This window comes from Arthrobacter sp. LAPM80 (genome assembly GCF_046736435.1).
Lineage (GTDB): Bacteria > Actinomycetota > Actinomycetes > Actinomycetales > Micrococcaceae > Specibacter.
In genome coordinates, this window is sequence record NZ_JBCHVD010000001.1 from 335,916 (window position 1) to 359,855 (window position 23,940).

18 protein-coding genes, 3 tRNA genes and 1 pseudogene are annotated in these 23,940 nt (G+C 62.7%); 9 read left to right on the forward strand and 13 right to left on the reverse strand.

Annotation, left to right across the window (positions count from 1 at the left end):
• Positions 1-4 precede the first annotated feature (4 nt).
• Both AAGW05_RS01535 and AAGW05_RS01540 read right to left on the reverse strand, forming a co-directional pair.
• Complete coding sequence (locus tag AAGW05_RS01535; RefSeq protein ID WP_411802699.1) at positions 5-457, reverse strand: MarR family winged helix-turn-helix transcriptional regulator; 453 nt, start codon at positions 455-457, stop codon at positions 5-7.
• Between the two features lies 1 nt (position 458).
• Complete coding sequence (locus AAGW05_RS01540; protein ID WP_411802700.1) at positions 459-1,595, reverse strand: LLM class flavin-dependent oxidoreductase; 1,137 nt, start codon at positions 1,593-1,595, stop codon at positions 459-461.
• Between the two features lie 221 nt (positions 1,596-1,816).
• On the opposite strand from AAGW05_RS01540, the gene AAGW05_RS01545 reads away from it, so the two are divergent.
• Positions 1,817-3,289 (forward strand): MFS transporter, encoded by a 1,473-nt coding sequence (locus AAGW05_RS01545; RefSeq protein WP_411802701.1) that lies wholly within the window; start codon positions 1,817-1,819, stop codon positions 3,287-3,289.
• A 31-nt stretch (positions 3,290-3,320) separates the two neighbouring features.
• Here AAGW05_RS01545 and AAGW05_RS01550 read toward each other — a convergent pair whose 3' ends face one another.
• The 3 genes from AAGW05_RS01550 to AAGW05_RS01560 all read right to left on the reverse strand — a co-directional run bounded on the left by AAGW05_RS01550 (position 3,321) and on the right by AAGW05_RS01560 (position 9,971).
• Positions 3,321-6,560 carry an efflux RND transporter permease subunit gene (locus AAGW05_RS01550; RefSeq protein WP_411802702.1) on the reverse strand — a complete coding sequence of 1,080 codons (3,240 nt, stop codon included), beginning with the start codon at positions 6,558-6,560 and terminating at the stop codon, positions 3,321-3,323.
• Positions 6,561-6,611: 51 nt separating this feature from the next.
• Positions 6,612-8,111: a malate:quinone oxidoreductase gene (locus AAGW05_RS01555; protein ID WP_411802703.1), complete on the reverse strand. Its 1,500-nt coding sequence runs from the start codon at positions 8,109-8,111 to the stop codon at positions 6,612-6,614.
• Between the two features lie 138 nt (positions 8,112-8,249).
• Positions 8,250-9,971 carry an ABC transporter substrate-binding protein gene (locus AAGW05_RS01560; RefSeq protein WP_411802704.1) on the reverse strand — a complete coding sequence of 574 codons (1,722 nt, stop codon included), beginning with the start codon at positions 9,969-9,971 and terminating at the stop codon, positions 8,250-8,252.
• Positions 9,972-10,112: 141 nt separating this feature from the next.
• Between AAGW05_RS01560 and AAGW05_RS01565 the strand changes: the two genes are divergently transcribed.
• A tRNA-Leu gene (locus AAGW05_RS01565) sits at positions 10,113-10,194 on the forward strand.
• 64 nt (positions 10,195-10,258) lie between these two features.
• Here AAGW05_RS01565 and bcp read toward each other — a convergent pair.
• The 3 genes from bcp to AAGW05_RS01580 form a co-directional block, all read right to left on the reverse strand.
• Positions 10,259-10,744, reverse strand: a complete 486-nt coding sequence (bcp, locus tag AAGW05_RS01570) for a thioredoxin-dependent thiol peroxidase (RefSeq protein WP_411802705.1) — start codon at positions 10,742-10,744, stop codon at positions 10,259-10,261.
• A gap of 150 nt (positions 10,745-10,894) precedes the next feature.
• A tRNA-Lys gene (locus AAGW05_RS01575) sits at positions 10,895-10,967 on the reverse strand.
• A gap of 70 nt (positions 10,968-11,037) precedes the next feature.
• A tRNA-Lys gene (locus tag AAGW05_RS01580) sits at positions 11,038-11,110 on the reverse strand.
• A gap of 274 nt (positions 11,111-11,384) precedes the next feature.
• Between AAGW05_RS01580 and ilvD the strand changes: the two genes are divergently transcribed.
• The 6 genes from ilvD to metG all read left to right on the forward strand — a co-directional run bounded on the left by ilvD (position 11,385) and on the right by metG (position 20,718).
• Positions 11,385-13,133, forward strand: a complete 1,749-nt coding sequence (gene ilvD, locus AAGW05_RS01585) for a dihydroxy-acid dehydratase (protein WP_411802706.1) — start codon at positions 11,385-11,387, stop codon at positions 13,131-13,133.
• A 400-nt stretch (positions 13,134-13,533) separates the two neighbouring features.
• Entirely contained in the window at positions 13,534-15,423 is a 1,890-nt protein-coding gene (locus tag AAGW05_RS01590) for an acetolactate synthase large subunit (protein WP_411802707.1), read from the forward strand.
• 2 nt (positions 15,424-15,425) lie between these two features.
• Positions 15,426-15,938, forward strand: a complete 513-nt coding sequence (gene ilvN / locus AAGW05_RS01595; RefSeq protein ID WP_411802708.1) for an acetolactate synthase small subunit — start codon at positions 15,426-15,428, stop codon at positions 15,936-15,938.
• An 87-nt stretch (positions 15,939-16,025) separates the two neighbouring features.
• The gene (gene ilvC / locus AAGW05_RS01600; protein WP_411802709.1) at positions 16,026-17,051 is read left to right on the forward strand and encodes a ketol-acid reductoisomerase; all 1,026 of its coding nucleotides are present in this window, start codon (positions 16,026-16,028) and stop codon (positions 17,049-17,051) included.
• Between the two features lie 303 nt (positions 17,052-17,354).
• Entirely contained in the window at positions 17,355-18,950 is a 1,596-nt protein-coding gene (gene serA / locus AAGW05_RS01605; protein WP_411802710.1) for a phosphoglycerate dehydrogenase, read from the forward strand.
• A gap of 187 nt (positions 18,951-19,137) precedes the next feature.
• Entirely contained in the window at positions 19,138-20,718 is a 1,581-nt protein-coding gene (gene metG / locus AAGW05_RS01610; RefSeq protein WP_411802711.1) for a methionine--tRNA ligase, read from the forward strand.
• A 93-nt stretch (positions 20,719-20,811) separates the two neighbouring features.
• Here metG and AAGW05_RS01615 read toward each other — a convergent pair whose 3' ends face one another.
• The 4 genes and pseudogenes from AAGW05_RS01615 to AAGW05_RS01630 all read right to left on the reverse strand — a co-directional run.
• The gene (locus AAGW05_RS01615; RefSeq protein WP_411802712.1) at positions 20,812-21,816 is read right to left on the reverse strand and encodes a type IV toxin-antitoxin system AbiEi family antitoxin domain-containing protein; all 1,005 of its coding nucleotides are present in this window, start codon (positions 21,814-21,816) and stop codon (positions 20,812-20,814) included.
• 179 nt (positions 21,817-21,995) lie between these two features.
• Positions 21,996-22,166, reverse strand: a complete 171-nt coding sequence (locus tag AAGW05_RS01620) for a hypothetical protein (protein WP_411802713.1) — start codon at positions 22,164-22,166, stop codon at positions 21,996-21,998.
• A complete protein-coding gene (locus AAGW05_RS01625; protein ID WP_411802714.1) occupies positions 22,163-22,342 on the reverse strand; it encodes a hypothetical protein in 180 nt (59 codons plus the stop codon). Before AAGW05_RS01625 ends, AAGW05_RS01620 begins: the two co-directional genes overlap by 4 nt.
• Before the next feature lie 103 nt (positions 22,343-22,445).
• Positions 22,446-22,658: pseudogene (locus AAGW05_RS01630) on the reverse strand (ABC transporter ATP-binding protein); the annotation flags it as partial.
• 223 nt (positions 22,659-22,881) lie between these two features.
• On the opposite strand from AAGW05_RS01630, the gene AAGW05_RS01635 reads away from it, so the two are divergent.
• Positions 22,882-23,163: a GNAT family N-acetyltransferase gene (locus AAGW05_RS01635; RefSeq protein WP_411802715.1), complete on the forward strand. Its 282-nt coding sequence runs from the start codon at positions 22,882-22,884 to the stop codon at positions 23,161-23,163.
• On the opposite strand, the gene AAGW05_RS01640 is transcribed toward AAGW05_RS01635, so the two are convergent.
• A complete protein-coding gene (locus AAGW05_RS01640) occupies positions 23,160-23,891 on the reverse strand; it encodes a FadR/GntR family transcriptional regulator (protein ID WP_411802716.1) in 732 nt (243 codons plus the stop codon). The genes AAGW05_RS01635 and AAGW05_RS01640 overlap by 4 nt on opposite strands.
• Between the last annotated feature and the right edge of the window lie 49 nt (positions 23,892-23,940).

Consider the following 23,940-nt stretch of genomic DNA (forward strand, 5'->3'; position numbering starts at 1 on the left):
GCGGCTACTTGCCCGCCACGGATGCCCGCAGCTTGCTGGTCAGCTCCAAGAGGGTCCGCATTTCCTCGTCAGTCAGCGCAACTTCCATGATTTCCATGATGTTCTGCACATGCGCCCGCCCGACCTTCTTCTGCAGGGCCGAACCCGCCTCTGTCAGTCCAATGAGCACACCGCGCCTGTCGTCCTCGGCCGTCTTTCGCTGAATCAGCCCACGCGACTCCAGCCGGTCAACCATGCGGGAGATACTTGGCTGCGTCAGCAGAACATTGTCGTTGAGCTCATTGAGACGCAGCCAGCCGGTGGGACAGCGCGAAAGGTTGTACAGCACGTCATACTCCCGGCTGCCCACCTCCTTGAAGATGGGCTCCTTATGCAGCTCGCGCATGACGGTCACCTGCGCCCGAAGCAGCGATTCCCATGACTCCGTGGCGAGGCGGCGGTGCGCGGCTGCGGACATGTTAGTTCCCTCCCGATGCGTTGGCTGGCGTTGTTTCATCTGTTGAAGGGTCGACGGCGGCAGCGGCCCTGGCGGCGGCGCGGCGGGCTTCGAAGGTGGGTGCGTCAGGGACGGAAGCGGGCCGGTTGGCCGCGAATTCCTCACGGAGGGTAGGCAGGACCAAAGAGCCGAACAGGTCAAGCTGCTCCAGGACGGTCTTTAACGGCAAGCCAGCGTGGTCCACCAGGAACAGCTGGCGCTGGTAGTCGCCGAAGTAGTCGCGGAAGGAGAGTGTCTTCTCGATCAGCTCCTGCGGGCTGCCGACGGTCAGCGGGGTCTGGGAGGTGAAGTCCTCCATGGACGGGCCGTGGCCGTAGACGGGGGCGTTGTCGAAGTACGGGCGGAACTCGTTCACGGCGTCCTGAGAGTTCTTCCTGATGAAGAACTGCCCGCCCAGGCCGACGATGGCCTGCTCGGGGGTTCCGTGGCCGTAGTGTGCGTAGCGCTCACGGTAGAGGCCGATCAACTTCTGGTAATGCTCCTTGGGCCAGAAAATGTTGTTTGCGAAGAAGCCGTCGCCGTAGTACGCGGCGATTTCGGCCACCTGGGGTGTGCGGATGGCGCCGTGCCAGACAAAGGGGGCAACGCCGTCCAGCGGGCGGGGTGTGGAGGTGAAACCACGCAGCGGTGTGCGGAATTTTCCTTCCCAGTTCACTACTTCTTCATCCCACAAGCGCCGGAGTAGGGCATAGTTTTCAACTGTCAGCTCCACGGAGTCCTGGTTGCTCTTGCCGAACCACGGGTAGACGGCGCCCATGTTGCCGCGGCCGAGGACCAGGTCCACGCGGCCGTCGGCCAAGTGCTGCAGGGTGGCGAAGTCCTCGGCGATCTTCACGGGGTCGTTGGTGGTGATCAGGGTGGTCGATGTGGAGAGGATGATCCTCTCGGTCTGTGCCGCAATGTAGCCAAGGATGGTGGTGGGGGAGCTGGGGTAGAACGGCGGGTTGTGGTGCTCACCCGTGGCAAAGACGTCCATGCCGATGTCCTCGGCGTGCTTGGCGATCGTGGTGATCGCCTTCAGGCGCTCGTGTTCGGTGGGGGTGCCCCCGGTGGTGGGGTCCATGGTGATGTCGCCGACACTGAAAATTCCGAACTGCATTTCTTGCTCCTCCAGCCTCGCGGGGTCACCGCAAGATATATGCGTTTGTATCTAATATACGTGTCAACACGCGGAACGGCGAATATGTTCCCGAGAGGAAACTAGGCGTGTGCGGGCGCCGGAATGCCGAAAACCGCCCCTTTCCCCGTCATGTTACCTTCGGGTACTAGGCTGCTCCTGAAGATAAGTAACGCATGTCACTGCATGGGCGGAGGAAACGCATGGCATCACAGGAACGCGGCATTGCCGGAAGAAGTGTCCGCATGGCCCCGACAGCAACGGCAATCGTGGGCTTTTTGGTGTTGGTGGAACTTACCAGCGGCATCCTTCAAGGCTATTACACACCGCTCCTGACGGACATAGCCCGCTTCCTTGGCATTCACGACGCCGATGTGAACTGGTTCGAGGCCGCCCAGCTGATGGTCAGTGCCCTCGTGGTACCGGTCCTGGCCAAGATGGGCGACATGATCGGGCACAGGCGGGTGCTCCTGCTTGCCACCGCGCTGACAACCGCCGCTTCCTGGGGTGTGGCCTTCGCGCCTAACTTCTGGCTCTTTCTGCTGGCCTGGGCATTGCAAGGTTTCTACGTTGTCTGGCTCCCCTTGGAAATTGCTCTCATCTACAGCCGCTCCCATCACCGCCCCGACGGAGCCGCCCTGACACGCAAGTCCGCGGGGATCCTCGTGGCGGGTCTGGAATTCGGCGTGATCGCCGGTGCACTCGCCGGTGGGTTCATTGGCGGTGCACTGCCCGGCAGGCTGTGGCTGACGCTCATGATCCCGGCCATCGCTGTCACGCTGTGCTTCTTTGTGATCCTCGTCGGCGTCCCGGAATCCGAAAACCGCACCGGCGGCCGGATCGACACGGTGGGCCTGACGCTGCTCAGCACTGGCCTGCTGATGATCACGGCTGGCCTGACCTTCATGCGCATCAACGGCCCCGGCACCTGGTGGGCGTGGGCCGCCGTCGTGCTGGGAATTGCCGCCTTGGTGCCATTCACACGGTACGAACTCGGCCACAAGGATCCGCTGATCGACATCCGCCTGCTGCGCCAACCGAGCATGTGGCCTGTGCAGCTGACAGCGTTCCTCTTTGGCGTATCGGTACTTGGCGCGCAGGCGCCGCTGTCGACGTTCGCGCGTACCGACCCGGCCGAGGTCGGCTACGGCCTCGGCGCCAGCTCCGGCCTCGTCTCGATCCTGATCGGGGTGTACGTGCTGGGCCTTTTGGTCGGCGCCCTCCTGTATCCCGTTGTCACGAAATGGACGACGCCGAGAATCACCTTGATGGGGGCGGCCTTCCTCGTGGCTGTGGGTTACCTTTTGTTCCTGCCGTTCCACGACTCAATGACGCAGGTGTTGGCGAACATGGCCCTTGCCGGTATCGGCAGCGGCGCCCTGGTTGCGGCGCTGCCGTCGGCCGCCGCGGCTGCCGCGCCGCTGACCCAGACGGGAATGGCCACCGGGCTCACGAATGCGACGAAGACCTTGGGCGGCGCGTTTGCCTCATGCATTTTCGGCATTGCACTGGCGGGTCAGGCACTTGGTTCCCTGACGGCGGGGGCTGGCAGCACGGCCGCGCCGCTGTCTGGCTACATGCTCGTGTGGACCATCTGCGGTGTCACTGCCCTCGTCGCGGCCGTGGCGCTGTACTTCGTGCCGAAGTTGGCGTTCGGAGCAACCCTGCCGGCCTGACCGCACCCGTTAGTTGCCAAGGGTGAGGGGGTCAGTCAGCTGCTGCCCGGCGGCCGCGGACCTTGGGGATGGCCCCCGTGGTCCAGTCCTGGAACTCGGCGGTGGGCTTCGCACCGTCGAGTGTGGTGGAACCGGAACCCGGCCGCGGCACCGGAGTTTGGACCACCTTGAGTGCCTTGATGAGGTCGTGGCGTTCCTTGCGTCCTTCGACCAGCCTGTAGAGCACGGGGACAAGGATCAGCGTCAGCGCCGTGGAGGACACGAGCCCGCCCACCACCACAATGGCCAGCGGTTGCGAGATGAAGCCGCCGCCGCCAGTCAGCCCCAAGGCCATGGGCGTCAGGGCAAAGATGGTGGCCAGTGCCGTCATCAGGATGGGGCGCAGGCGCTGCCTGGCACCATGCTCGATGGCGTCGGCGACGTTCATGGCGGGCCTGTCCCCGGACGGGCGGCGGTACTGGTTGATCAGGTCAATGAGCACGATCGCGTTCGTGACAACGATGCCCACAAGCATCAACATGCCAATCAGCGACGGCAGGCCCAGCGGGACCCCGGTGATCAGCAACAGGCCGATGGCGCCGGTGGCGGCGAACGGGATGGACACCAGCAGGATCAGCGGCTGGACGAGCGACTTGAACGTCGCCACCATAATCACGTAGACGATCGCAATGGCGGCCAGCATGGCCAGGCCCAGCTGCTGGAAGGAGTCGGCCTGCTGTGTTGCCGCGCCGCCGATCGTTGCGATGACCCCGGCAGGCAAGGTGGTCTCATCCAGGCGCTTTTGCACCTCGGAGCTCAGCGAGCCCAGGGTGTCGCCCTCCGGCGTGACCGATACCGTCGCGGTGCGCTGGGCGTTGGAGGACGTGATGGTCAACGGCGTGTCCACCTGTTTGACGCTGGCCACGGAGGACAGGGCAACGGGACCGGCCGGCGTGGGAATCTGGGCGGCGGCAAGGGCAGCGACGGAATCAAAGTTTGTGCCCGTGCCGATCTGAACCTTGTAGTCGGTGGTGTCGATGCGCACGGTTCCTCCCGGGATGGGGCTGACAGTGGCGGCCAGCAGACCCGTGATCTGTTGTTCATCCAGGCCGGCGGCCACGGCCTTGGCCCGGTCAACGCTCACCTGGACCACCGGCTGGGCGGCTGCGAGGTTGCTTGTGACCGACTGGGCCCCGGGGACGCCCACCATGGATTTCAGGACGGCGTCCGCCGCCTGCTGCAGCTCGGCACCCGTGGTGGCTGAAATGGTGATGTCCACCGTGCTGGACATGCCAAATCCGCCGGAGCCGCCGCCAAGTGTGATGTTCCCGGCATCCTTTATGCCGGAAATCGCCGACTGGACGGTCTGCGCCAGCTTGACCTGGTCGGCGTTGGGGTCGGTGATGATCTGGAATTTTGCGCTGGAGGCGCCGGAGGAGAACAAGGCGGAGAAGCCGCCGGAACTGTTGCCTGCCGTTACCTGGATGTCGGCGATCCCCCGGATGCCCGAGAGTTTCTTCTCCACCTTTTCGGCGGCCGCGTTGGTCACCTCCAAGCTGGTGCCAGGGGGCAGGTCCTGTTGCACGGTCAGGCTGTTCTGGCCCGTGTTGCCCAACAGGTTCGTCGGCAGCAGCGGCGTCATGGCGAGTGTGGCAAGCAGGATCACGCCGCCGGCGACCAGCGTGATGACGGGGTGCTTTTGGGTCTTCGCCAGGATCGGCAGGTAGCCCTTTTGGAGCCTGGAGGAGCGTTCCTTCTCCTCCACCGCAGCCAACAGGGCCTTCCCGCCCAAGGCCGTGCCGGCGTCGGAGGTGTGCACCGGTGCCTTCAGGAACCAGTACGCCAGCACCGGAACAATGGTCAGCGATACGAGCAAGGAGGCCAGCAGGGCAAAGGTGACCGTCAGGGCGAAGGGGCGGAACAGCTCCCCGGCGAGGCTGCCGACGAACGCGATGGGCAGGAACACTGCCACCGTGGTCAGGGTCGAGGCGGTCACAGCCCCGGCCACCTCACGGATCGCGGAGAGAATGGCGGACTTCTTGTCCTCGCCGTAGCTCATGTGCCGCTTGATGTTCTCGATGACCACAATCGAGTCATCGACCACCCGGCCAATCGCGATGGTCAAGGCGCCCAGGGTCAGGATGTTCAGCGAGTAGCCGGTGGCCCAGAGGCCGATGAACGTCACCAGCAGCGACAACGGTATGGAGATGGCGGTGACCAGCGTTGAGCGCACCGACATGAGGAAGAACAAGATGACGACGACGGCGAACCCGAGTCCCAGCAGCCCCTCCACCGTGAGGTCGTGGATGGACTTTTCAATGAAGGGCGCCTGGTCCAGGACGGTGGTGAACTTCGTGTTGTGGCCCAACTCCGCCTCCAGCCGGGGGAGCTGGGCGGCGATTTCATGGGACAAGGTGACAGTGTCCCCGGCCGGGATCTTTGTCACTGACAGGGCCAGGGTGGGCTTGCCGTTGGTCCGGGTGATCGAGGAGGTGGGATCGTCGGCAAGTGCCACGCTGGCCACCTGGCCGATGGCGACGGGCTGCCCGGCGTTGACGGCAAGGGGCAGCAACTTGATGGTTTCAATTGAATCCACGGGGCTGCCGGCCTGCACGGACAGGGTCTTGCCGGCCTCGGATAGGGTTCCGATGGGGACCAGGGAGCCGTTGTTCTTCAGGGCGCTGGAAATCCCGCCGACATTGACACCCTGGGCTGCCATCTTGGCCGGGTCCGGCAGGATGGCAATGTGCTGGGTGTTGGCACCTGTGACGTCGGCGCTGCGGACGCCGTCAATCTTCATCAATTTCGGGACGGCGATGCGTTGCAGGTCAGTGTTGAGGGCGGCCAGGTTCTGATCGGAGGAGACGGCCATGAAGACAATCGGGAAATCGGCGATGCTGCCGGCGATGGGTTGCGGCTGGACGCCGGAGGGAAGCTGGGCGGTGACGTTGGAGATGGCCCGGTCAATCTGGTTCCGGGCCCGGTCAAGGTCTGTCCCGTACGCGAAGGCCAACTTGATGGTGGAGACGCCGCTGCGGGAGGTCGAGGTACTGGACTCCAGGCCCTCGACGGCGTTCAATGCGGCTTCCAGCGGTTCGCTGACCTGCTTGTCCACCACATCGGGGGAGGCGCCGGGCATGGCCGATACGACAGTGATTTGCGGGAACTCAATCGAGGGGATGAGTTCCTGCTTGAGCGAACCGAGCGTGATCACGCCAAACACCACCGCGAAGATGGTGATGAGCGCGATCAGCGCCCGGTTGCCCAGGGACAGCGCGGCCAAACGAAACATTAAAACACTCCCAGTTGTGTTGTGGCTGTTCCGTTCGGCTGCGAAGGAACTTTAAGCTTTTTCCGTCTTCAACTGCAAGGAGGCCGCCGTGGAGGCCAGGCTCTTTTCAAATGCGTCGGCGTCCTCGTTGAGCTTGGTGCCATAGGTCGGCATCATGGTGCGCAGCGAGTCCTGCCATTCAAGCTTGAACTTTCGCGGGAAACAACGCTGCAGGAGCTCAATCATGATCGGCACGGCGGTAGACGCTCCGGGGGAGGCGCCGAGCAGTGCCGACAGGGTGCCGTCGGCTGCCGTGATGACCTCGGTGCCGAACTGCAGCACGCCGCCCTTCTTCGCATCCTTCTTGATGATCTGCACGCGCTGGCCTGCGGTGATCAGTTCCCATTTCGTGCCGTCGGCTTCCGGGAAGTACTCGTGCAGCGCGTCGACCTTGCCGCTGCGCGACTTGGTCACCTCGCTCACGAGGTACTTCACCAGATCCAGGTTGTCCTTGCCAACTGCCAGCATCGGGATGAGGTTGTTGGGGCGGATGGAACCGGGGAGGTCCATGTAGCTTCCGGTCTTGAGGTACTTGGTTGAGAAGCCGCCGTACGGGCCGAACAGCAGTGAACGCTTGCCGTCTACATAGCGGGTGTCAAGGTGCGGAACCGACATGGGTGGTGCGCCGACCGACGCCTGGCCGTAGACCTTGGCGTTGTGCTTGGAGGCAAGATTCTCGTCCGTGCAGCGGAAGAACTGGCCCGATACGGGGAAACCGCCGAAACCCTTACCCTCGGGGACGCCAGACTTTTGCAGCAGGTGAAGTGCGCCGCCGCCGCTGCCGATGAAGATAAACTTCGCCTTGACCTTGCCGCGCTCGCCCGACGCCCGGTGCTTCAGCGAGACATCCCAGGCGCCGTCAGTGGTGCGTGCGACGTCGGTGACCGTCGTGCCGTAGTTGATTTCGACGTCGTGCCTGCCCATGAAGCCGATGAGCTCGCGGGTCAGGGCGCCAAAGTCGACGTCGGTTCCCTCGGCAGCGCGGGTGGCCGTCACGACCTCCTGCGGGTCCCGGCCCTTCATGATCAGCGGAGCCCACGTGGCGATGGTCCCCGGGTCCTCGGAGTATTCCATGGAGGCGAAGACGGGGTTCGGCGAAAGCGCATCGTGGCGGGCCTTGAGGAACTTGCGGTGCGCCTCGCCAATGACAAAGCTCATGTGCGGGACGGTGTTGATGAAGCCCTTGGGGGAGCCGATCAGGGATTCGTCCACCAGGTGCGACCAGAACTGGCGCGAGAGCTGGAATTGCTCATTGATGTCAATGGCCTTGGCCGGGTTGACGGAGCCGTCTTTGGCTGCCGGTGAATAGTTAAGCTCGCAGAGTGCGGAGTGGCCGGTACCGGCGTTGTTCCACGGGCTGGAGGATTCCAATCCTGGCGTGTCGAGCTGTTCAAACAGCACGATCTTCCAGTTTGGTTCGAGTTGTTTGAGCATGGTGCCCAGCGTGGCGCTCATGATGCCGCCTCCGATGAGGACAACGTCAGCGTCTTTGGTGTTCGAAATGAAGGTCACAGTCAACTCCGGTAGAGGCTCTTCCTAGCGCTAGAAGCGTATCGCGGCAGGGGCTGGAAGCATAAATCAGGGCCTTTCCCGGGTGCTGGGTCACACCCCGCGGCCCGGATGGCGGGTGCCCGGATGTGTGTGCGTGGTTCAGTTGCCTGCCGGTGCCAGCGTCACCTGGTTGAAGACCTCGTTCAGGACGGGACTGAGCGGGTAGCTGAGAACCCTGGTCGACAGCGCGATGGCAGAGATCGGGAAGGCAATCGGCACTGCAGGAACGGTCGCTGCGAGGTTCTTGCTGATTGCCTCGTAGGCGGCAATGCGGTCGGGGCCGTTGGGCAAGCTGCGTGCGCGGGTGATCTTGGAGACAAGTTGGGGGTCGTTCATGCCAAGCTCAATATTGGGCGAGCCAAAGAGAGGCCCCGCAAAGTTGTCCGGGTCCGCGTAACTGCCGTTCCAGCCCAGCAGGCTTAGGGCGTGGTCGCCGTCGTTCGTCACGGCCGTAACGTAGCCCTCGTTCCAGGGAACGGGAACCGGTTTGATATTGAATCCGGCCGCCGTCAGCCGGACGGCAATCTCCGCATACACCTTTTCCGGCAGGGGCAGGTACGTCCTTGCGGCGTTGGTGGGGTAGTAGAACTTCAGTTCCTCACCCTTGTATGAGGAGGCAGCCAGCAGGGCCTTGGCCTTTTGCGGGTCAAAGGGGATCCCCTGGACTGCATTGTTGAACCCGCTGAGCTTGGGCGGAATGAACTGGGCGGTGGTCGCAGTGCCCGCAATGAAGTAGTTGTTGACAATGGTGTTCTTGTCGATTGAGGCGGCTATGGCTTCGCGCACCAACAGATCCGACAGCACGGGGATCTTTTGGTTCATCCCCAAGTACATGACGGAGAAGGGATCCCGCTGCAGGACCTGCTTTCCGGTCTTGATGAGACGGTCAAGGTTGCCCGGTGCCACGGGGTCAAAGCCGTCGAGTGAGCCGTCCTCCAGTGCCGCAAGGCGGGTCTCTGGCTGCCCGTAGGTCTTGAAGTTCAGTGTGGTGATCTGGCCCTTCTGGCCCCAATAGTGCGGGTTGGCGGTCATGGTGACGCTGCCCTGGGCGGCCGAGGTGAAGGTGAAGGGCCCGGTTCCCACAGGGTGCAGTCCATAGCGGGAAACCTTGTTGCCTCCGAACGTCATGTCGAGGGTGTCCGCCGCGCCGGCCTTGAGCGCGGCGGGAGAGGAGATGGCGAAGGCAGGCAGGGTCAGCGCCGGCAGGAATCCGGTGAGCCGCATTTTCAGGCTGAGCGTGACCTTCAACGGCCCGTCAACAGTGCAATTGTCGTAGAGCGAGTTGGCGGAGTCGTCCTTGAAGGCGCGGAAAACCTGCTTGAACATGGTGGCCGAACCGTCGCCGCGGGTGGCGGGCGGGAACGAGTACCAGCGCTCAAAGTTGGTGCACACCGCAGCCGCATCGAAGGCCGTGCCGTCCTGGAACTTGACGTTGGGGCGCAGCGTGAAGCTGTACTCGAGTCCGTCGTTTAGCTCTTTCCAGCTGGTGGCAAGGCTTGGGGCCGGGGCTCCTGTCACGGGATCCACTGTCAGCAGCCCCTCCATCACCTGACGGGTCACCCTGTACGACTCGGTGTCCGAAACAAGCGCCGGGTCGAAGCCCGCGGGATCCGATCCTGTGCCGAAGTTGAACGTGACGGGGGCTGCCTGCGTCGTGGCCGGGGCGCTGGTTCCCGGACCTGGAGCGGGTGTGGCAGTGCAGGCCGTTGCTGCAACAAGCACGACGGCGGACATCGCCACCGCGCGTCGAAGCACCTTCATGAGGTGGCGGGCAGGGCGCGGATGGCCGGCTGGTGGCAGGGCGCCGGCAGGTCTGGGCACGTTCTAAATCTCCTCGCAGCGCGGACTATCCATCAGCCACTCATCATAGTGCCGGAATCTGGTGTTTCCTCGTGGGCAGGCGCAAGAGTGGTCAAGACTACGTGGGGATGCCGGTAGTATTGTTCATGCTTCAATGCACCAGCGCGAGTGGTGGAATTGGTAGACACGCAGGTTTTAGGTACCTGTGCCTTCGGGCGTAGGGGTTCAAGTCCCCTCTTGCGCACAGAACAAAGGCCCCGGGAGATGAAAATCGTCCGGGGCCTTTGACGTTGGCACTGCGGTTGCGGCTATTTGGTCCCGGCAGTGTCCAGGCCCAGATCGCGGCGCAGCTTGGCCACGTGGCCGGTTGCCTTGACGTTGTACTGGGGAACTGCCACCTTGCCGTCCTCATCCACAACAATCGTGGAGCGGATCAGACCCTCGTAGGTCTTCCCGTAATTCTTCTTTTCTCCCCAGGCCGCATAGGCCTCAGCCACAGCGTGGTCGCCGTCGCTGAGCAGCGGGAAGCTCAGCCCGTCCCGTGCTGCAAACTTCTCAAGCTTTGCCACGGGGTCAGGTGAAATGCCCACGACCGCGTAGCCGGCCGACCCCAGCGATGCCAGGTTGTCGCGGAAGTCGCAGGCCTGCTTGGTGCACCCGGGCGTCATCGCTGCCGGGTAAAAGTACACGACCACCTTGCGCCCGGCAAAGTCGGCCAGTGATGTGGTGCCACCCTCCGCGTTGGGCAGGGTGAAGGCGGGGGCCTGATCGCCGGGGACAAGACGCTCGGTCATGGAAGACTCCTCATGGAAGCTGCCCCAACCCCGTTGGGCGCGGGCAGCAGATTGGTTGTGGGCACTCACCCAAGCCTAGTGCGTCCGGCAACAACGCAAAAAAACCGCCCCACTGTCGGTTGATACCAACAATGGAGCGGTCTTACCCTGTGCACCCCTCCGGACTTGAACCGGAAACCCATTGATTAAGAGTCAATTGCTCTGCCAATTGAGCTAGAGGTGCATTTTATTCTTTTTGCAGTAAAAAGCCGCTCCGACACCGGTTGTTACCAGTGTCGGAGCGCTTTTACCCGTGCACCCCTCCGGACTTGAACCGGAAACCCATTGATTAAGAGTCAATTGCTCTGCCAATTGAGCTAGAGGTGCATCTATTCGTTCTTGAGGACCGCTTCGGATTGTGTCCGACGTGTTCCCCGCAACGACATGAAACTATACGGGTTTTTTGGGCGGGTGTGAAATCGAAAAGTGCAGTTTCGCCATTTTTGAGCCGCGGATCACATTCGATGGTGCGAAAAAGACCGGAATTCCGCGGGTTTCTCCGCATAAAAGTAGCCCGAAGTATTTTTGCGCCGGCCCCGCAGGGCCGGGGATGGGTGGATCCCTAGTGACGGGCGCCCCTCCTTCGCCCTAGACTGCCACCATGACTGTCGAGAGCAATGTAGAAAAGCAAGCGGACGCCGTCGTGCGTACAGCAGATGGCAAACCTGACATCAAGCCCCGCAGCAGGGTTGTCACCGACGGCATCCATGCCGCACCCTCGCGTGGCATGTTCCGCGCCGTGGGTATGGGTGATGACGACTTTGCCAAGCCGCAGATCGGCGTCGCCAGCTCCTGGAACGAGATCACCCCCTGCAATCTCTCCCTGAACCGCCTGGCCCAGGGCTCCAAGGAAGGGGTCTTCGCCGCAGGCGGGTTCCCCATGCAATTTGGCACCATCTCCGTCTCGGACGGCATATCCATGGGCCACGAGGGCATGCACTTCTCGCTGGTCTCCCGCGAAGTCATCGCCGACTCCGTTGAAACTGTCATGATGGCCGAACGCCTCGACGGCTCGGTGCTGCTTGCCGGTTGCGACAAGTCCCTGCCCGGCATGCTCATGGCTGCGGCCCGCCTAAACCTTGCCAGCGTGTTCCTCTATGCCGGCTCCATCATGCCCGGCTTTGCCAAGTTGGAAGACGGAACCGAAAAGGAAGTCACCCTCATCGATGCCTTCGAGGCGGTCGGCGCCTGTGCGGCAGGAAAGATGAGCCTGAAGGACCTTGACTCGATTGAACGTGCCATCTGCCCGGGGGAGGGGGCCTGCGGAGGCATGTATACGGCCAACACCATGGCCTGCATCGGCGAGGCCCTGGGCATGTCCCTGCCGGGATCGGCCGCCCCGCCCAGTGCCGACCGGCGTCGTGACATGTTTGCCCGCAAGTCAGGCGAGGCCGTGGTGAACCTCCTGAGGGAAGGCATCCGCGCCCGCGACATTATGACGAAGAAGGCCTTCGAGAACGCCATCGCCGTCACCATGGCCTTCGGCGGCTCCACCAACGCCGTGCTGCACCTGCTCGCGATCGCCCGCGAGGCCCAGGTGGATCTCACCCTCGCCGACTTCAATCGAATCGGCGACAAAGTCCCGCACCTAGGGGACCTGAAGCCGTTCGGGCGCTACGTCATGTTCGACGTCGACAAGATCGGCGGGGTACCCGTCATCATGAAGGCACTGCTGGACGCCGGACTACTCCACGGGGACTGCCTCACCGTCACGGGAAAGACAGTCGCGGAGAACCTGGCCGACATCAACCCGCCGGACCCCGACGGCAAGGTCCTGCGCGCCATGGACAACCCCCTTCACAAAACCGGCGGTATTACCATCTTGCATGGCACCATGGCCCCTGAAGGCGCCGTCGTCAAAAGTGCTGGCTTCGACCTTGACGTTTTTGAAGGTACGGCACGCGTCTTTGAGCGCGAGCAGGGCGCGCTCGATGCGCTCGATGCGGGCCAAATCCACGCAGGCGACGTCGTCGTGATCCGCTACGAGGGGCCCAAGGGTGGCCCGGGCATGCGCGAAATGCTCGCCATCACCGGTGCCATCAAGGGTGCGGGCCTGGGCAAGGATGTCCTGCTGCTCACCGACGGGCGGTTCTCGGGTGGTACCACAGGCCTGTGCATCGGCCACGTTGCACCCGAAGCGGTCGACGGCGGTCCCATCGCCTTTGTGCGCGACGGTGACACGATCCGCGTTGACATCGCCGCGCGCAGCTTCGACCTTTTAGTTGACGAGGCTGAACTGGGCTCGCGCAGGGAAGGCTGGGCGCCGCTGCCGCCGAAGTTCACATCGGGGGTGCTGGCCAAGTACGCCAAGCTCGTCAACAGTGCCTCCACCGGAGCCTATTGCGGCTGATTGTCGTCGCTGACACGCCGGTAACTGCGGGGAATATTTGCCGAAACGTACGGGAGTGACCACAGGGTGGACTTCTTGTCCAAATAGTGAGACGACGGCGTAGCCTGTTTGACACTCGCGAGCGTAAAACGGGAGACTACAGGTATGCAACGAAACCTTGTAGTCGTCATTAGCTAGCGCGTGACGCGACGTGACCACACCCATGGTCACCGGACCAGTGACGCTCGGATGAGAGTATGTCACACCACGTGCATACCCCTCGCCAAGAGCCTTATGGGCCGAGGGGTTTTTTTGTTTCCACCCACCCAGCGGCAACTCGTAATACTGCGTGAACCACCCTGCAATGAGCGCAACCGAAGAAGAACCACCCCAAAGCATGAGTTTCCCAAAGGAAGAACCGATGAGTAAAGGAACGTCCGCCAGCCCAGCGCTGATGGCAACCAAGTCCTCCGGACAAGGAGCCCCAACCGGCGCCGCATCTGGTGCCGTGGGCACCAATGCCCCAGTCTCCGACGTCCTGGGCCCCAACAATGTTGTGGCACCCATACAGATGACCGGCTCCGAAGCACTCGTTCGTTCACTTGAAGAGCTGGGTGTCAAGGATATTTTCGGATTGCCCGGTGGAGCAATCCTTCCCACGTACGACCCCCTCATGGCTTCCTCGCTCAACCACATCCTCGTGCGCCACGAGCAGGGCGCAGGTCATGCCGCACAGGGCTACGCCATGGTCACCGGCAACGTTGGCGTGTGCATCGCCACCTCCGGCCCCGGCGCCACCAACTTGGTGACGGCCATCATGGACGCACACATGGACTCCGTGCCGCTCGTTGCCATCACCGGCCAAGTATCCAGCGCCGTGATTGGCACCGACGCCTTCCAGGAAGCTGACATCGTCGGCATCACCATGCCGATCACGAAGCACTCGTACCTGGTGACCGACCCCAACGACCTTCCCCGTGTCCTGGCCGAGGCATTCCACCTCGCCTCGACCGGACGCCCGGGCCCCGTGCTGGTCGACGTTGCCAAGGACGCCCAGGTCGGGCAGATGACCTTCTCCTGGCCGCCTGTCATCGACCTGCCCGGCTACCGCCCGGTGTCCCGCGGCCATTCCAAGCAGTTGCGTGAAGCGGCCCGCTTGATCCGCGAAGCCAAGAAACCCGTGCTGTACGTGGGTGGCGGTGTACTCAAGGGCAACGCTTCCGCCGAACTCATGGTGCTGGCGGAACTGACCGGCGCACCTGTTGTCACCACCTTGATGGCCCGTGGTGTTTTCCCGGATTCGCACCCCCTGCACGTGGGCATGCCCGGTATGCACGGCACGGTGTCCGCCGTAACGGCACTGCAGCAGTCGGACCTGCTCATCACGCTGGGCGCGCGCTTTGATGACCGCGTCACCGGTGTGCTCAGCAGCTTCGCACCCTATGCAAAAGTCATCCACGCCGACATCGATCCGGCGGAAATTTCCAAGAACCGCACCGCAGATGTCCCGATCGTCGGTTCGGTCAAGGAAATCATCCCGGACCTGACGGCCGCGGTGAAGGTCGAGTTTGAGGCCAAGGGTGCACCCAACCTGGGCGACTGGTGGGCGTTCCTGGGCAACCTGCGCGACACCTACCCGCTGGGTTGGACAGAGCCTGAAGACGGACTCATGTCCCCGCAGCGCGTCATCTCGCGCATCGGCGCGCTGACGGGCCCCGAGGCTGTCTACGCTGCAGGCGTCGGACAGCACCAGATGTGGGCTGCACAGTTCATCAAGTACGAGCGGCCCCGTGCCTGGCTCAACTCCGGCGGTGCCGGCACCATGGGCTACTCCGTCCCGGCGGCCATGGGCGCTAAGGTCGGCAACCCCGACCGAGTTGTCTGGGCCATTGACGGGGACGGCTGCTTCCAGATGACCAACCAGGAATTGGCGACTTGCCGGATCAACAATATTCCGATCAAGGTTGCCATCATCAACAATTCCTCGCTCGGCATGGTGCGCCAGTGGCAGACGCTGTTCTACGACAGCCGGTATTCCAACACCGACCTGAATACCGGACACGACACCATCCGCGTGCCGGACTTCGTGAAAATGGCGGACGCGTATGACTGCGTCGGCCTGCGCTGTGAGCGCGTCGAGGACATCGACGCAACGATTGAGGCCGCCCTGGCCATCAATGACCGACCGGTCATCATCGACTTCGTGGTCAGCCCCGACTCCATGGTGTGGCCGATGGTCCCCTCAGGTGTCAGCAATGACCAGATTCAAGTTGCCCGGAACCTGACCCCGGTGTGGGACGAGGAGGACTAAGCATGACTCGACATACTCTTTCCGTACTGGTTGAAGACAAGCCCGGTGTGTTGACCCGCGTAGCGAGCATGTTTGCCCGCCGTGCGTTTAACATCAACTCACTGGCAGTTGGCCCCACGGAGAATGCGGGCATCTCCCGCATGACCGTTGTGGTTGACGCCAGCGGTGACCTCATTGAACAAGTCACCAAACAGCTGAATAAACTTGTCAACGTCATCAAGATCGTTGAACTTGTTTCAGAGAATTCCGTGCAACGCGACCACATCCTGGTCAAGGTGCGCGCGGACGCCGCCACAAGACTGCAGGTAACCCAGGCAGCAGATCTTTTCAGGGCTTCGGTGGTCGATGTATCCACAGATTCGGTGACCATTGAAGCCACCGGCTACGCGGACAAGCTCGCTGCATTGCTGAACGTCCTGGAACCATTTGGCATCCGGGAAATCGTGCAATCAGGCACCTTGGCTATTGGGCGGGGATCCCGTTCCATGAGCGACAGGGCCCTTCGCGCTTCCTAGCGCACGGTCCTTCAGGACACTGGCCCCGGGCCATCCCGAAATACTTTTCAACGTACGGCAACACACCATTTACCAAGGAGTTCCACAGTGACTGACATGTACTACGACGACGATGCCGACCTGTCCATCATCCAGGGTCGCAAGGTCGCCGTTATCGGCTACGGCAGCCAGGGCCACGCACACGCACTGAGCCTGCGCGATTCCGGCGTCGACGTTCGCGTTGGCCTCAAGGCAGGCTCCAAGTCCATCGCCAAGGCCGAGGCAGAGGGCCTGCGCGTCCTCAGCGTCGCCGAAGCAACGGCCGAAGCCGACCTGATCATGATCCTGACCCCGGACCAGGTCCAGCGCTTCGTGTACGCAGAGGACATTGCACCGAACCTGAAGGCCGGCGACGCCCTGTTCTTCGGCCACGGCTTCAACATCCGCTTCGGCTACATCACCCCGCCGGCCGACGTCGACGTCGCCCTGGTTGCCCCGAAGGCTCCGGGCCACACGGTTCGCCGCGAATTCGAAGCCGGCCGTGGCATCCCCGACCTGATCGCCGTTGAGCAGGACTTCACCGGCGGCGCCAAGGCACTGGCACTGTCCTACGCGAAGGCCATCGGCGGAACCCGCGCCGGCGTCATCGAAACCACGTTCACCGAAGAGACCGAAACCGACCTGTTCGGCGAGCAGGCAGTTCTCTGCGGCGGCACCTCACAGCTGGTCCAGTACGGCTTTGAAGTACTGACCGAAGCCGGCTACAAGCCGGAAATCGCCTACTTCGAGGTCCTGCACGAGCTCAAGCTCATCGTTGACCTCATGTGGGAAGGTGGCATCGCCAAGCAGCGCTGGAGTGTCTCCGACACCGCAGAGTACGGCGACTACGTCTCCGGCCCCCGCGTCATCACCCCGGAGGTCAAGGAAAACATGAAGGCTGTCCTCGCGGACATCCAGAGCGGCGCCTTCGCCAAGCGTTTCATCGAGGACCAGGACAACGGCGGCGTTGAATTCAAGGCGCTGCGCAAGAAGGGCGAAGAACACCCGATCGAGGCCACCGGCCGCGAACTGCGTGGGCTGTTCTCCTGGATCAGCAACAGCGACGACTACACCGAAGGCTCCGTAGCCCGCTAGTCCCCACGCCCTCCCAAAATTTGGTTCGCAAGCGAACCAAATTTTGGGTCCCTCGGGCGTGTGGGCCCAACGCTTTCGGTTAGTCGGGCGTGTGGGCCCAACGCTTCTGGTTATTCGGGCGTGTGGGCCCAACGCGTAAAGTGTGAGATACATCGCTTGCGTCGGTGTTTTTGCCGATTATTACGGCACCGAAGCCGGGCTCCCATAAACTGGAGTCCGGCTTTTGCTGTTGATTTACAACACAAAAACCAATCACCAAAATCCCCACAAGAACACATACATGAGAGCTAAAGAGGTCACCAGGTGAGCGCCACCAAGCCAGTAGTACTCCTCGCTGAGGAACTTTCGCCCGCCACGATTGAGGCGCTGGGTCCCGATTTCGAGATCCGTCAGGCCGATGGGGCAAACCGCTCCGAACTGCTTTCCGCAATCGTTGACGTCGACGCGATCCTGGTTCGTTCCGCAACGCTGGTTGATGCCGAGGCCATTGCCGCAGCGAAGAACCTGAAGGTCATTGCACGTGCCGGTGTGGGGCTGGACAACGTGGACATCAAGGCAGCGACACAGGCCGGGGTCATGGTTGTCAACGCCCCGACGTCGAACATTGTTTCAGCAGCGGAACTGACCATCGGCCACATCCTCTCCCTGGCCCGCCACATCCCGGCCGCCAGCACCGCCCTGAAGAACGGCGAGTGGAAGCGCTCCAAATACACAGGCACCGAACTGCTGGAAAAGAAGCTCGGCATCATCGGCCTGGGCCGCATCGGCGCCCTGATCACAGAGCGCGCCAAGGCCTTCGGCATGGAAATCGTCGCGTACGACCCTTACGTCACCTCGGCACGTGCGGCCAGCCTCGGCGTCCAGTTGCTCTCCCTGGATGAACTGCTGGAACAGTCCGACTTCATCACCATCCACATGCCGCGCACCCCCGAGACCCTGGGCATGATTGGCACCGAAGCGTTCAAGAAGATGAAGAAGACCGCCTACGTCATCAACGTGGCCCGCGGTGGCCTCATCGACGAAGCAGCACTGAACATCGCCCTGCGCGAAGGGGACATCGCCGGCGCCGGCATCGACGTATTCGTCAAAGAGCCCGCAACCGACGTCGCCTTCCTTGAACTCGACAACGTCATCGCCACCCCGCACCTGGGTGCCTCCACCGAGGAAGCGCAGGAAAAGGCCGGCGTATCCGTCGCCAGGTCCGTGCGCCTTGCACTGGCCGGAGAGCTTGTGCCCGACGCCGTGAACGTCGCAGGTGGCGTCATTGCCGCCGACGTCCGCCCGGGCATCCCCCTGATCGAGAAGCTGGGCCGGATCTTCACCGCGCTGACCCACGCCTCCGTGACCCAGATCGACGTCGAAGTTGCCGGTGAAATTGCAGCCCTCGACGTCAAGGCACTGGAACTTTCGGCACTGAAGGGTGTCTTCAAGGACGTCGTTTCCGAGCAGGTCTCCTACGTCAATGCACCGGTTTTGGCCGAACAGCGCGGCATCAAGACCAACCTGATCACCACGCTGGAATCAGCCGACTACCGCAACGTGCTGACCATCCGCGGCGCACTGTCCGACGATTCGCAGATCTCAGTTTCAGGCACACTGACGGGCCCGAAGCAGATCCAGAAGATCGTTTCGGTCAACGGCTACGACCTTGAAATCCCCATGAGCGACCACCTCCTGGTGATCTCCTACGCTGACCGTCCCGGCGTCGTCGGCTCACTCGGCCGCCTGCTGGGCGAGAATGACGTCAACATCGCCGGCATGCAGGTTGCCCGCCACACCGAGGGCGGCCAGGCCCTGGCCCTCATCACCGTGGACAGCTCAGTGCCGCAGGCCCTGCTGGATTCCATCAAGGCCGAGATCGGTGCCACCATGGCCCGCGAGGTCGACCTGGAGGACTAGCGTCAGGTAGTCGCCGGTCGCTTTGACGACGGTGGCGGGGTTCCCGGAGCGGGGATGGATTTTTAAGGTTGCCCAGCGACCGCGAAAATCTTACTGCCCGCGAGGGAGCCCGGCCGCCGTCGTGCTTTAAGCCAGCTGCGGCGGTCACGAATCGAGGTTTGGTGCCCGTTCACGGTAAATTCATAGGGTGACATCATCTGACACGGCCAAGACGCCTTACTACCTGACCACCGCCATCACGTACCCCAACGGCGATCCGCACATCGGGCACGCCTACGAATACATCGCGACAGACGCCATGGCACGCTTCAAGCGCCTCGACGGCTTCGACGTGAAGTTCCTGACGGGCACCGATGAGCACGGCATGAAGATCGCGCAGACGGCCGAGAAGGAGGGCATGTCGCCTAAGGAACTCGTTGACCGCAACGTCACGATCTTCAAGGACACGCACAAGGCCCTCGGCATCACCTATGACAGGTTCATCCGCACCACTGACGCGGACCACTACGCCGCCTCGCAGGCCATCTGGAAGAAGATGGAAGACGCCGGCGACATCTACCTCGGCAAGTACGAGGGCTGGTACTCCGTCCGCGACGAGGCCTACTACGGTGAAGACGAAACCGAGCTGCGCGACGACGGCAAGCGCTACTCGAAGGTCACAGACACGGAGCTGACCTGGACCGAGGAGGAAAGCTACTTCTTCCGCCTCTCGAACTACCAGGACAAGCTGCTGGCACTTTACGCTGACCAGCCCGAATTCGGTGCACCGCGCACGCGTTTCAACGAGGTCATCAGCTTCGTCAAGGGCGGCCTCGAGGACCTTTCCGTCAGCCGCACCACCTTCGACTGGGGCGTTCCCGTTCCCGGCAATGACAAGCACGTCATGTACGTGTGGGTTGACGCGCTCACCAACTACCTGACCGCCGTCGGATACCCCGACACGGAGTCGGAGGCCTTCAAGAAGTACTGGCCCGCCGACGTCCACATCATCGGCAAGGACATCTCCCGCTTCCACGCCGTCTACTGGCCCGCATTCCTGATGTCAGCGGGGCTTGAACTGCCCAAGCGCGTCATGATCCACGGCTTCCTGCACAACAACGGCGTGAAGATGTCCAAGTCCCTTGGCAACGTTGTCTCGCCGGCCGACTGGGTTGCCCAGTACGGACTGGACCAGATCCGTTTCTTCCTCCTGCGCGAGGTTCCCTTCGGTGCCGACGGCTCCTACAACCACGACGCCGTTGTCGCGCGCATGAACTCGGACCTCGCCAACAACTTGGGCAACCTTGCGCAGCGTTCGCTGTCCATGGTGGCCAAGAACTGCGAAGGTGTGGTCCCGACCCCCGGCGCGTTCACGCCTGCTGATCAGGAGATCCTGGCAGCTGCCGCCGCACTGCTGGAGCAGTCCCGCGCCGCGTACCAGGTGCAGGATTTCCACGGTTCGCTGGAGAAGATCTGGCACGTTTTGGGCGACACCAACGCGTACTTCGCCGATCAGGCCCCCTGGGTGCTGCGCAAGACCGACGTTCCCCGCATGGAAACCGTGCTGTACGTGACACTTGAGGTGCTTCGCATGGTCTCGCTCCTGGTTCAGCCGGTCATGCCGGATGCCGCAGCGAAGCTCCTGACCGTTTTGGGTCAGGGTGTTGCCGCGGACGACGCCGTCCGTCAGTTCGCTGCCTTCGGTACGCCCCTGGTGGCCGGAACGGTCCTGCCCGCCCCTGCGCCGATCTTCCCGAAGTACGAGGAGCCGGCCCCCGTCGAGGCGTAGCCCTCCCTCTTCGACAAATGATCCCGTTTGCGGGTTTCGACACCGGTCTACCGGTGTCGAAACCCGCAAACGGGATCATTTTTGTGTCAATGACTACTTTTGCCGTAGCCCGGCCTCGCGCAACAAGGAGATGAACCGCTCGCGGTTCATCATTTCCTTCCAGTCCCACCTCACAAATCCAACTCCTTGGGCCCTGATCTGGTCCTCGCGCTGTTTTTCCTTCATCACCCGATCCTGGATTGACAGTCCGCCGCCCCAATCAGCCCGCAGATACTTCCCCTTTCCATCGAATTCTCCGGCGAGTTGGAGCTCCTTGAACCAGAAGTCAACATAGGCGTCGCTGCCGTCGCGGAGCCCGAAGCGCTTTTGCAGCATCGGGGCAGGAAATCCGAACTGGTGGATCTTTGCCCGGCTGAGCGATTCGCCGGCCGATCCCGACAAGGGGGAGGCGAAATTGATGACGGCCAGGGCGCGTTGTTGTGCAGCCCTGCTTGGCAATAGTTGGGCTGCTGCGACGAGCTCTTCGCGGCTCAGGCCCGGCCCCTGAGGATAGGCGCTCTGCCACAGCGGGTCGCCCGGAAAGGCGTCCGCGCCCACCGGTGTGAATCGGTTGAACGAATGCTTGCGATCAGGGGCGCGCATGCCGGAATCGCAAACTGCCACCGCGTAGGGGAAATCCAGGGTGCGGATGAGGCGCAGCGTCGTTGAGAGCTTGTTCGTAATGAGGAAGGGGCCGCACTGCGAGATCCCCTCTGTCGTTGAACCGATGTGCCGCTGAACCCCATTGCGGCTTCTGCCACCGGCTGTCACCTCTGTCGCGACGTGTAATCTTTGCGGTGTTCCAACGAGCCACAAGCCCCAAAGGAGGGCAGCGGTGGCATCACAGAATACCGGCTGCCGCTGCGCCTGTTGCTGAAATGCCAGTGCCTTGAGGCCGTACTGTTGCTGTGGCCGAAGCTCGAGCCACTCCGCGGTATTGACGTAGACACCGCGGCGCAGCCGGATCAGTTCGCCCTTGTTGCTCAGGTCCACAAGCTTGCGGCGGTCTTGTCCGAGCTGTTCCAGATCGGACGGCACAATCAGTCGTGGCATGCTCATGTTCTCCAGCGTTTCACCCCGTCCCGGGCGATGAAAGGGGGTCCGGGGTATCTGTGGATAACTTCATGGGTGCACCGCAACTGCCCCTCACGCACAAATGATCCCGTTTGCGGGTTTCGATACCCGTAGAGCGGTGTCGAAACCCGCGAACGGGATCATTTGTCGAAAGTGCCGGTCAATCAGTCCATCACGAGGAAACCGGCGACGCCCACCACTGCAAGGATCTGCAGCCACGGGATCGTGGCCTTGACCGGGGGGCAGCGGGCGTCTCCACAGCCCTGCGGGACGAAGCTGGCAGAGCTGCCCATGGAGAGCTTTTTGCGATCGGCTGTAGTTTGATCAACCGTCACCTGCCTCCCTTCGGCGGCCATGAGCCGGAGGCCAGGGTTTGCGGATTGAGCGGCTCGGAGGGTGGAGGGTTGCTCAGCGTAGCGCCGATGGAGGCGCCCCCAACGAGTGTTTTGGTGTAGATGGTCTGGCTGCCATAGGACTCCGCCACGACGGCGTCGGCGGTTGTCTGCCGCACCGGGTCGGTCCCGGGAGGCGACGGCCAACAGCACGGCAAGGGTGAGGGCCATGAAACGTCTGGAATGGGTCTTGAGTTGGCTCAGTGAAATCTGCAGCATGGGTTACGCCCCCAGCTGCGCCAGTGAAGAGAGCACCGACTCGGTGGTGGGCTCCTCCAGCTGGCCCACCAGTTCGCCGTCGTTCATCAGGACGACGCGGTCGGCGTACGAGGCAACCACGGTGTCGTGGGTGACCATGATGATTGACTGCCCCATCTCGCGCGAGGAGCGGCGCAGCATGCCAAGGACCTCGGCGCCGGATGTGACCGAATCCAGCCCGGCGAGGCAATGCATCAGGGTTGACTTTCCGGACCTCGACGGCGCCCTTGATGGCAGTGAACGGGTGCGCTGGGAATTCTCAGTGATGATCGTCATGGTCCCAGCCCAATTTCGGCGCAGCACCGGGGGATCGGAGCCGGGGAGGAGCCGCCGCCCCCCGGGGTGGACGGCGCGGTCCGCGAGGATGGACGCCAGTTGGGGGTGCGGGCCGCAATGGGGCATGAGGATCCTGCTGGAACCCCAACGCATGGTGTTGCCTGAGATCACCGAGGCCGCACAGGCAACGACTTCCTACCCGCGGTCCAGACCCGGACGCCCTGCCGAGGAGCCGGAGCTTGGCTACCGTCTGTGCAACACCGCCTGGGGGCGAGGACTGGCCACGGAGGGGAGCCGTGCGCTGATCGACCGCGCCTTCCTGAACCCCGCGGCCACCAGCGTCATGGTGGAGACCATGGCCGCCGAGATGGCGGCTGGGCGGGTCGGGCCGGAGCCACAGGCCTAGTCTGCGTCCATTTGCGGCGGGTCTTGAGGGTGCACCTGCGGCAAGACCTGGGGCGCCGGACGGAATTTCTTGAGCCAATACTCGCTCTGGGCGATGTGTGCGGCGGTGGCCGTGGCTGCCGAGGCCGGATCTCGGTTTCGGATGGCTTCGAGGATGTCACGGTGGCCCTTGTTGCTGACCTGGCGCACGGTTGCCCCCTCAACACTGTCGAAGATGTTGAAATGCCGTCCGCGGGAACGGAACAAGCCCATGAGGCCCGTCAACGTCGAATTTCCCCCTGCCGTGCAGATGGCTTCGTGGAAGCGAGCATCCAAATCTGAAATGTCCGCGGAATCCTCCGTGGCCTCCATCCTGGCGGTGAGGTCGTCGAGTTCAGCCAGGAGTTCCGGGGTGCATTTTGCCGCCGCGCCGGCCGCGGCGTGCGACTCAAGGGCCCTCCGGATTTCAAACAGCTCAAGGACGCTGTCGAAGGGGAAGAGGTCAACCAGCAGTGCAAACCCCTTGAGGATTTCGGCTGGTTCCAAGGATGACACATAGGTGCCGGATCCATGCCGCGCCTCCATGACGCCCAGTGCCGACATGGCCCGGATGGCCTCGCGCAGGGAACTTCTGGATACGCCAAGCTGCGCTGACAGTTCACCTTCCGGCGGACACTTTTGGCCGGGGGCCAGTTCCCCTGATGCAATCTTGGACCGCAGCCCCTGCATGGCCGTTTCCACTGCACTCACGGTAGGGCTCCTCGTGTCGGGGCGGCGGGAACCGCCGCCAACCATTGAA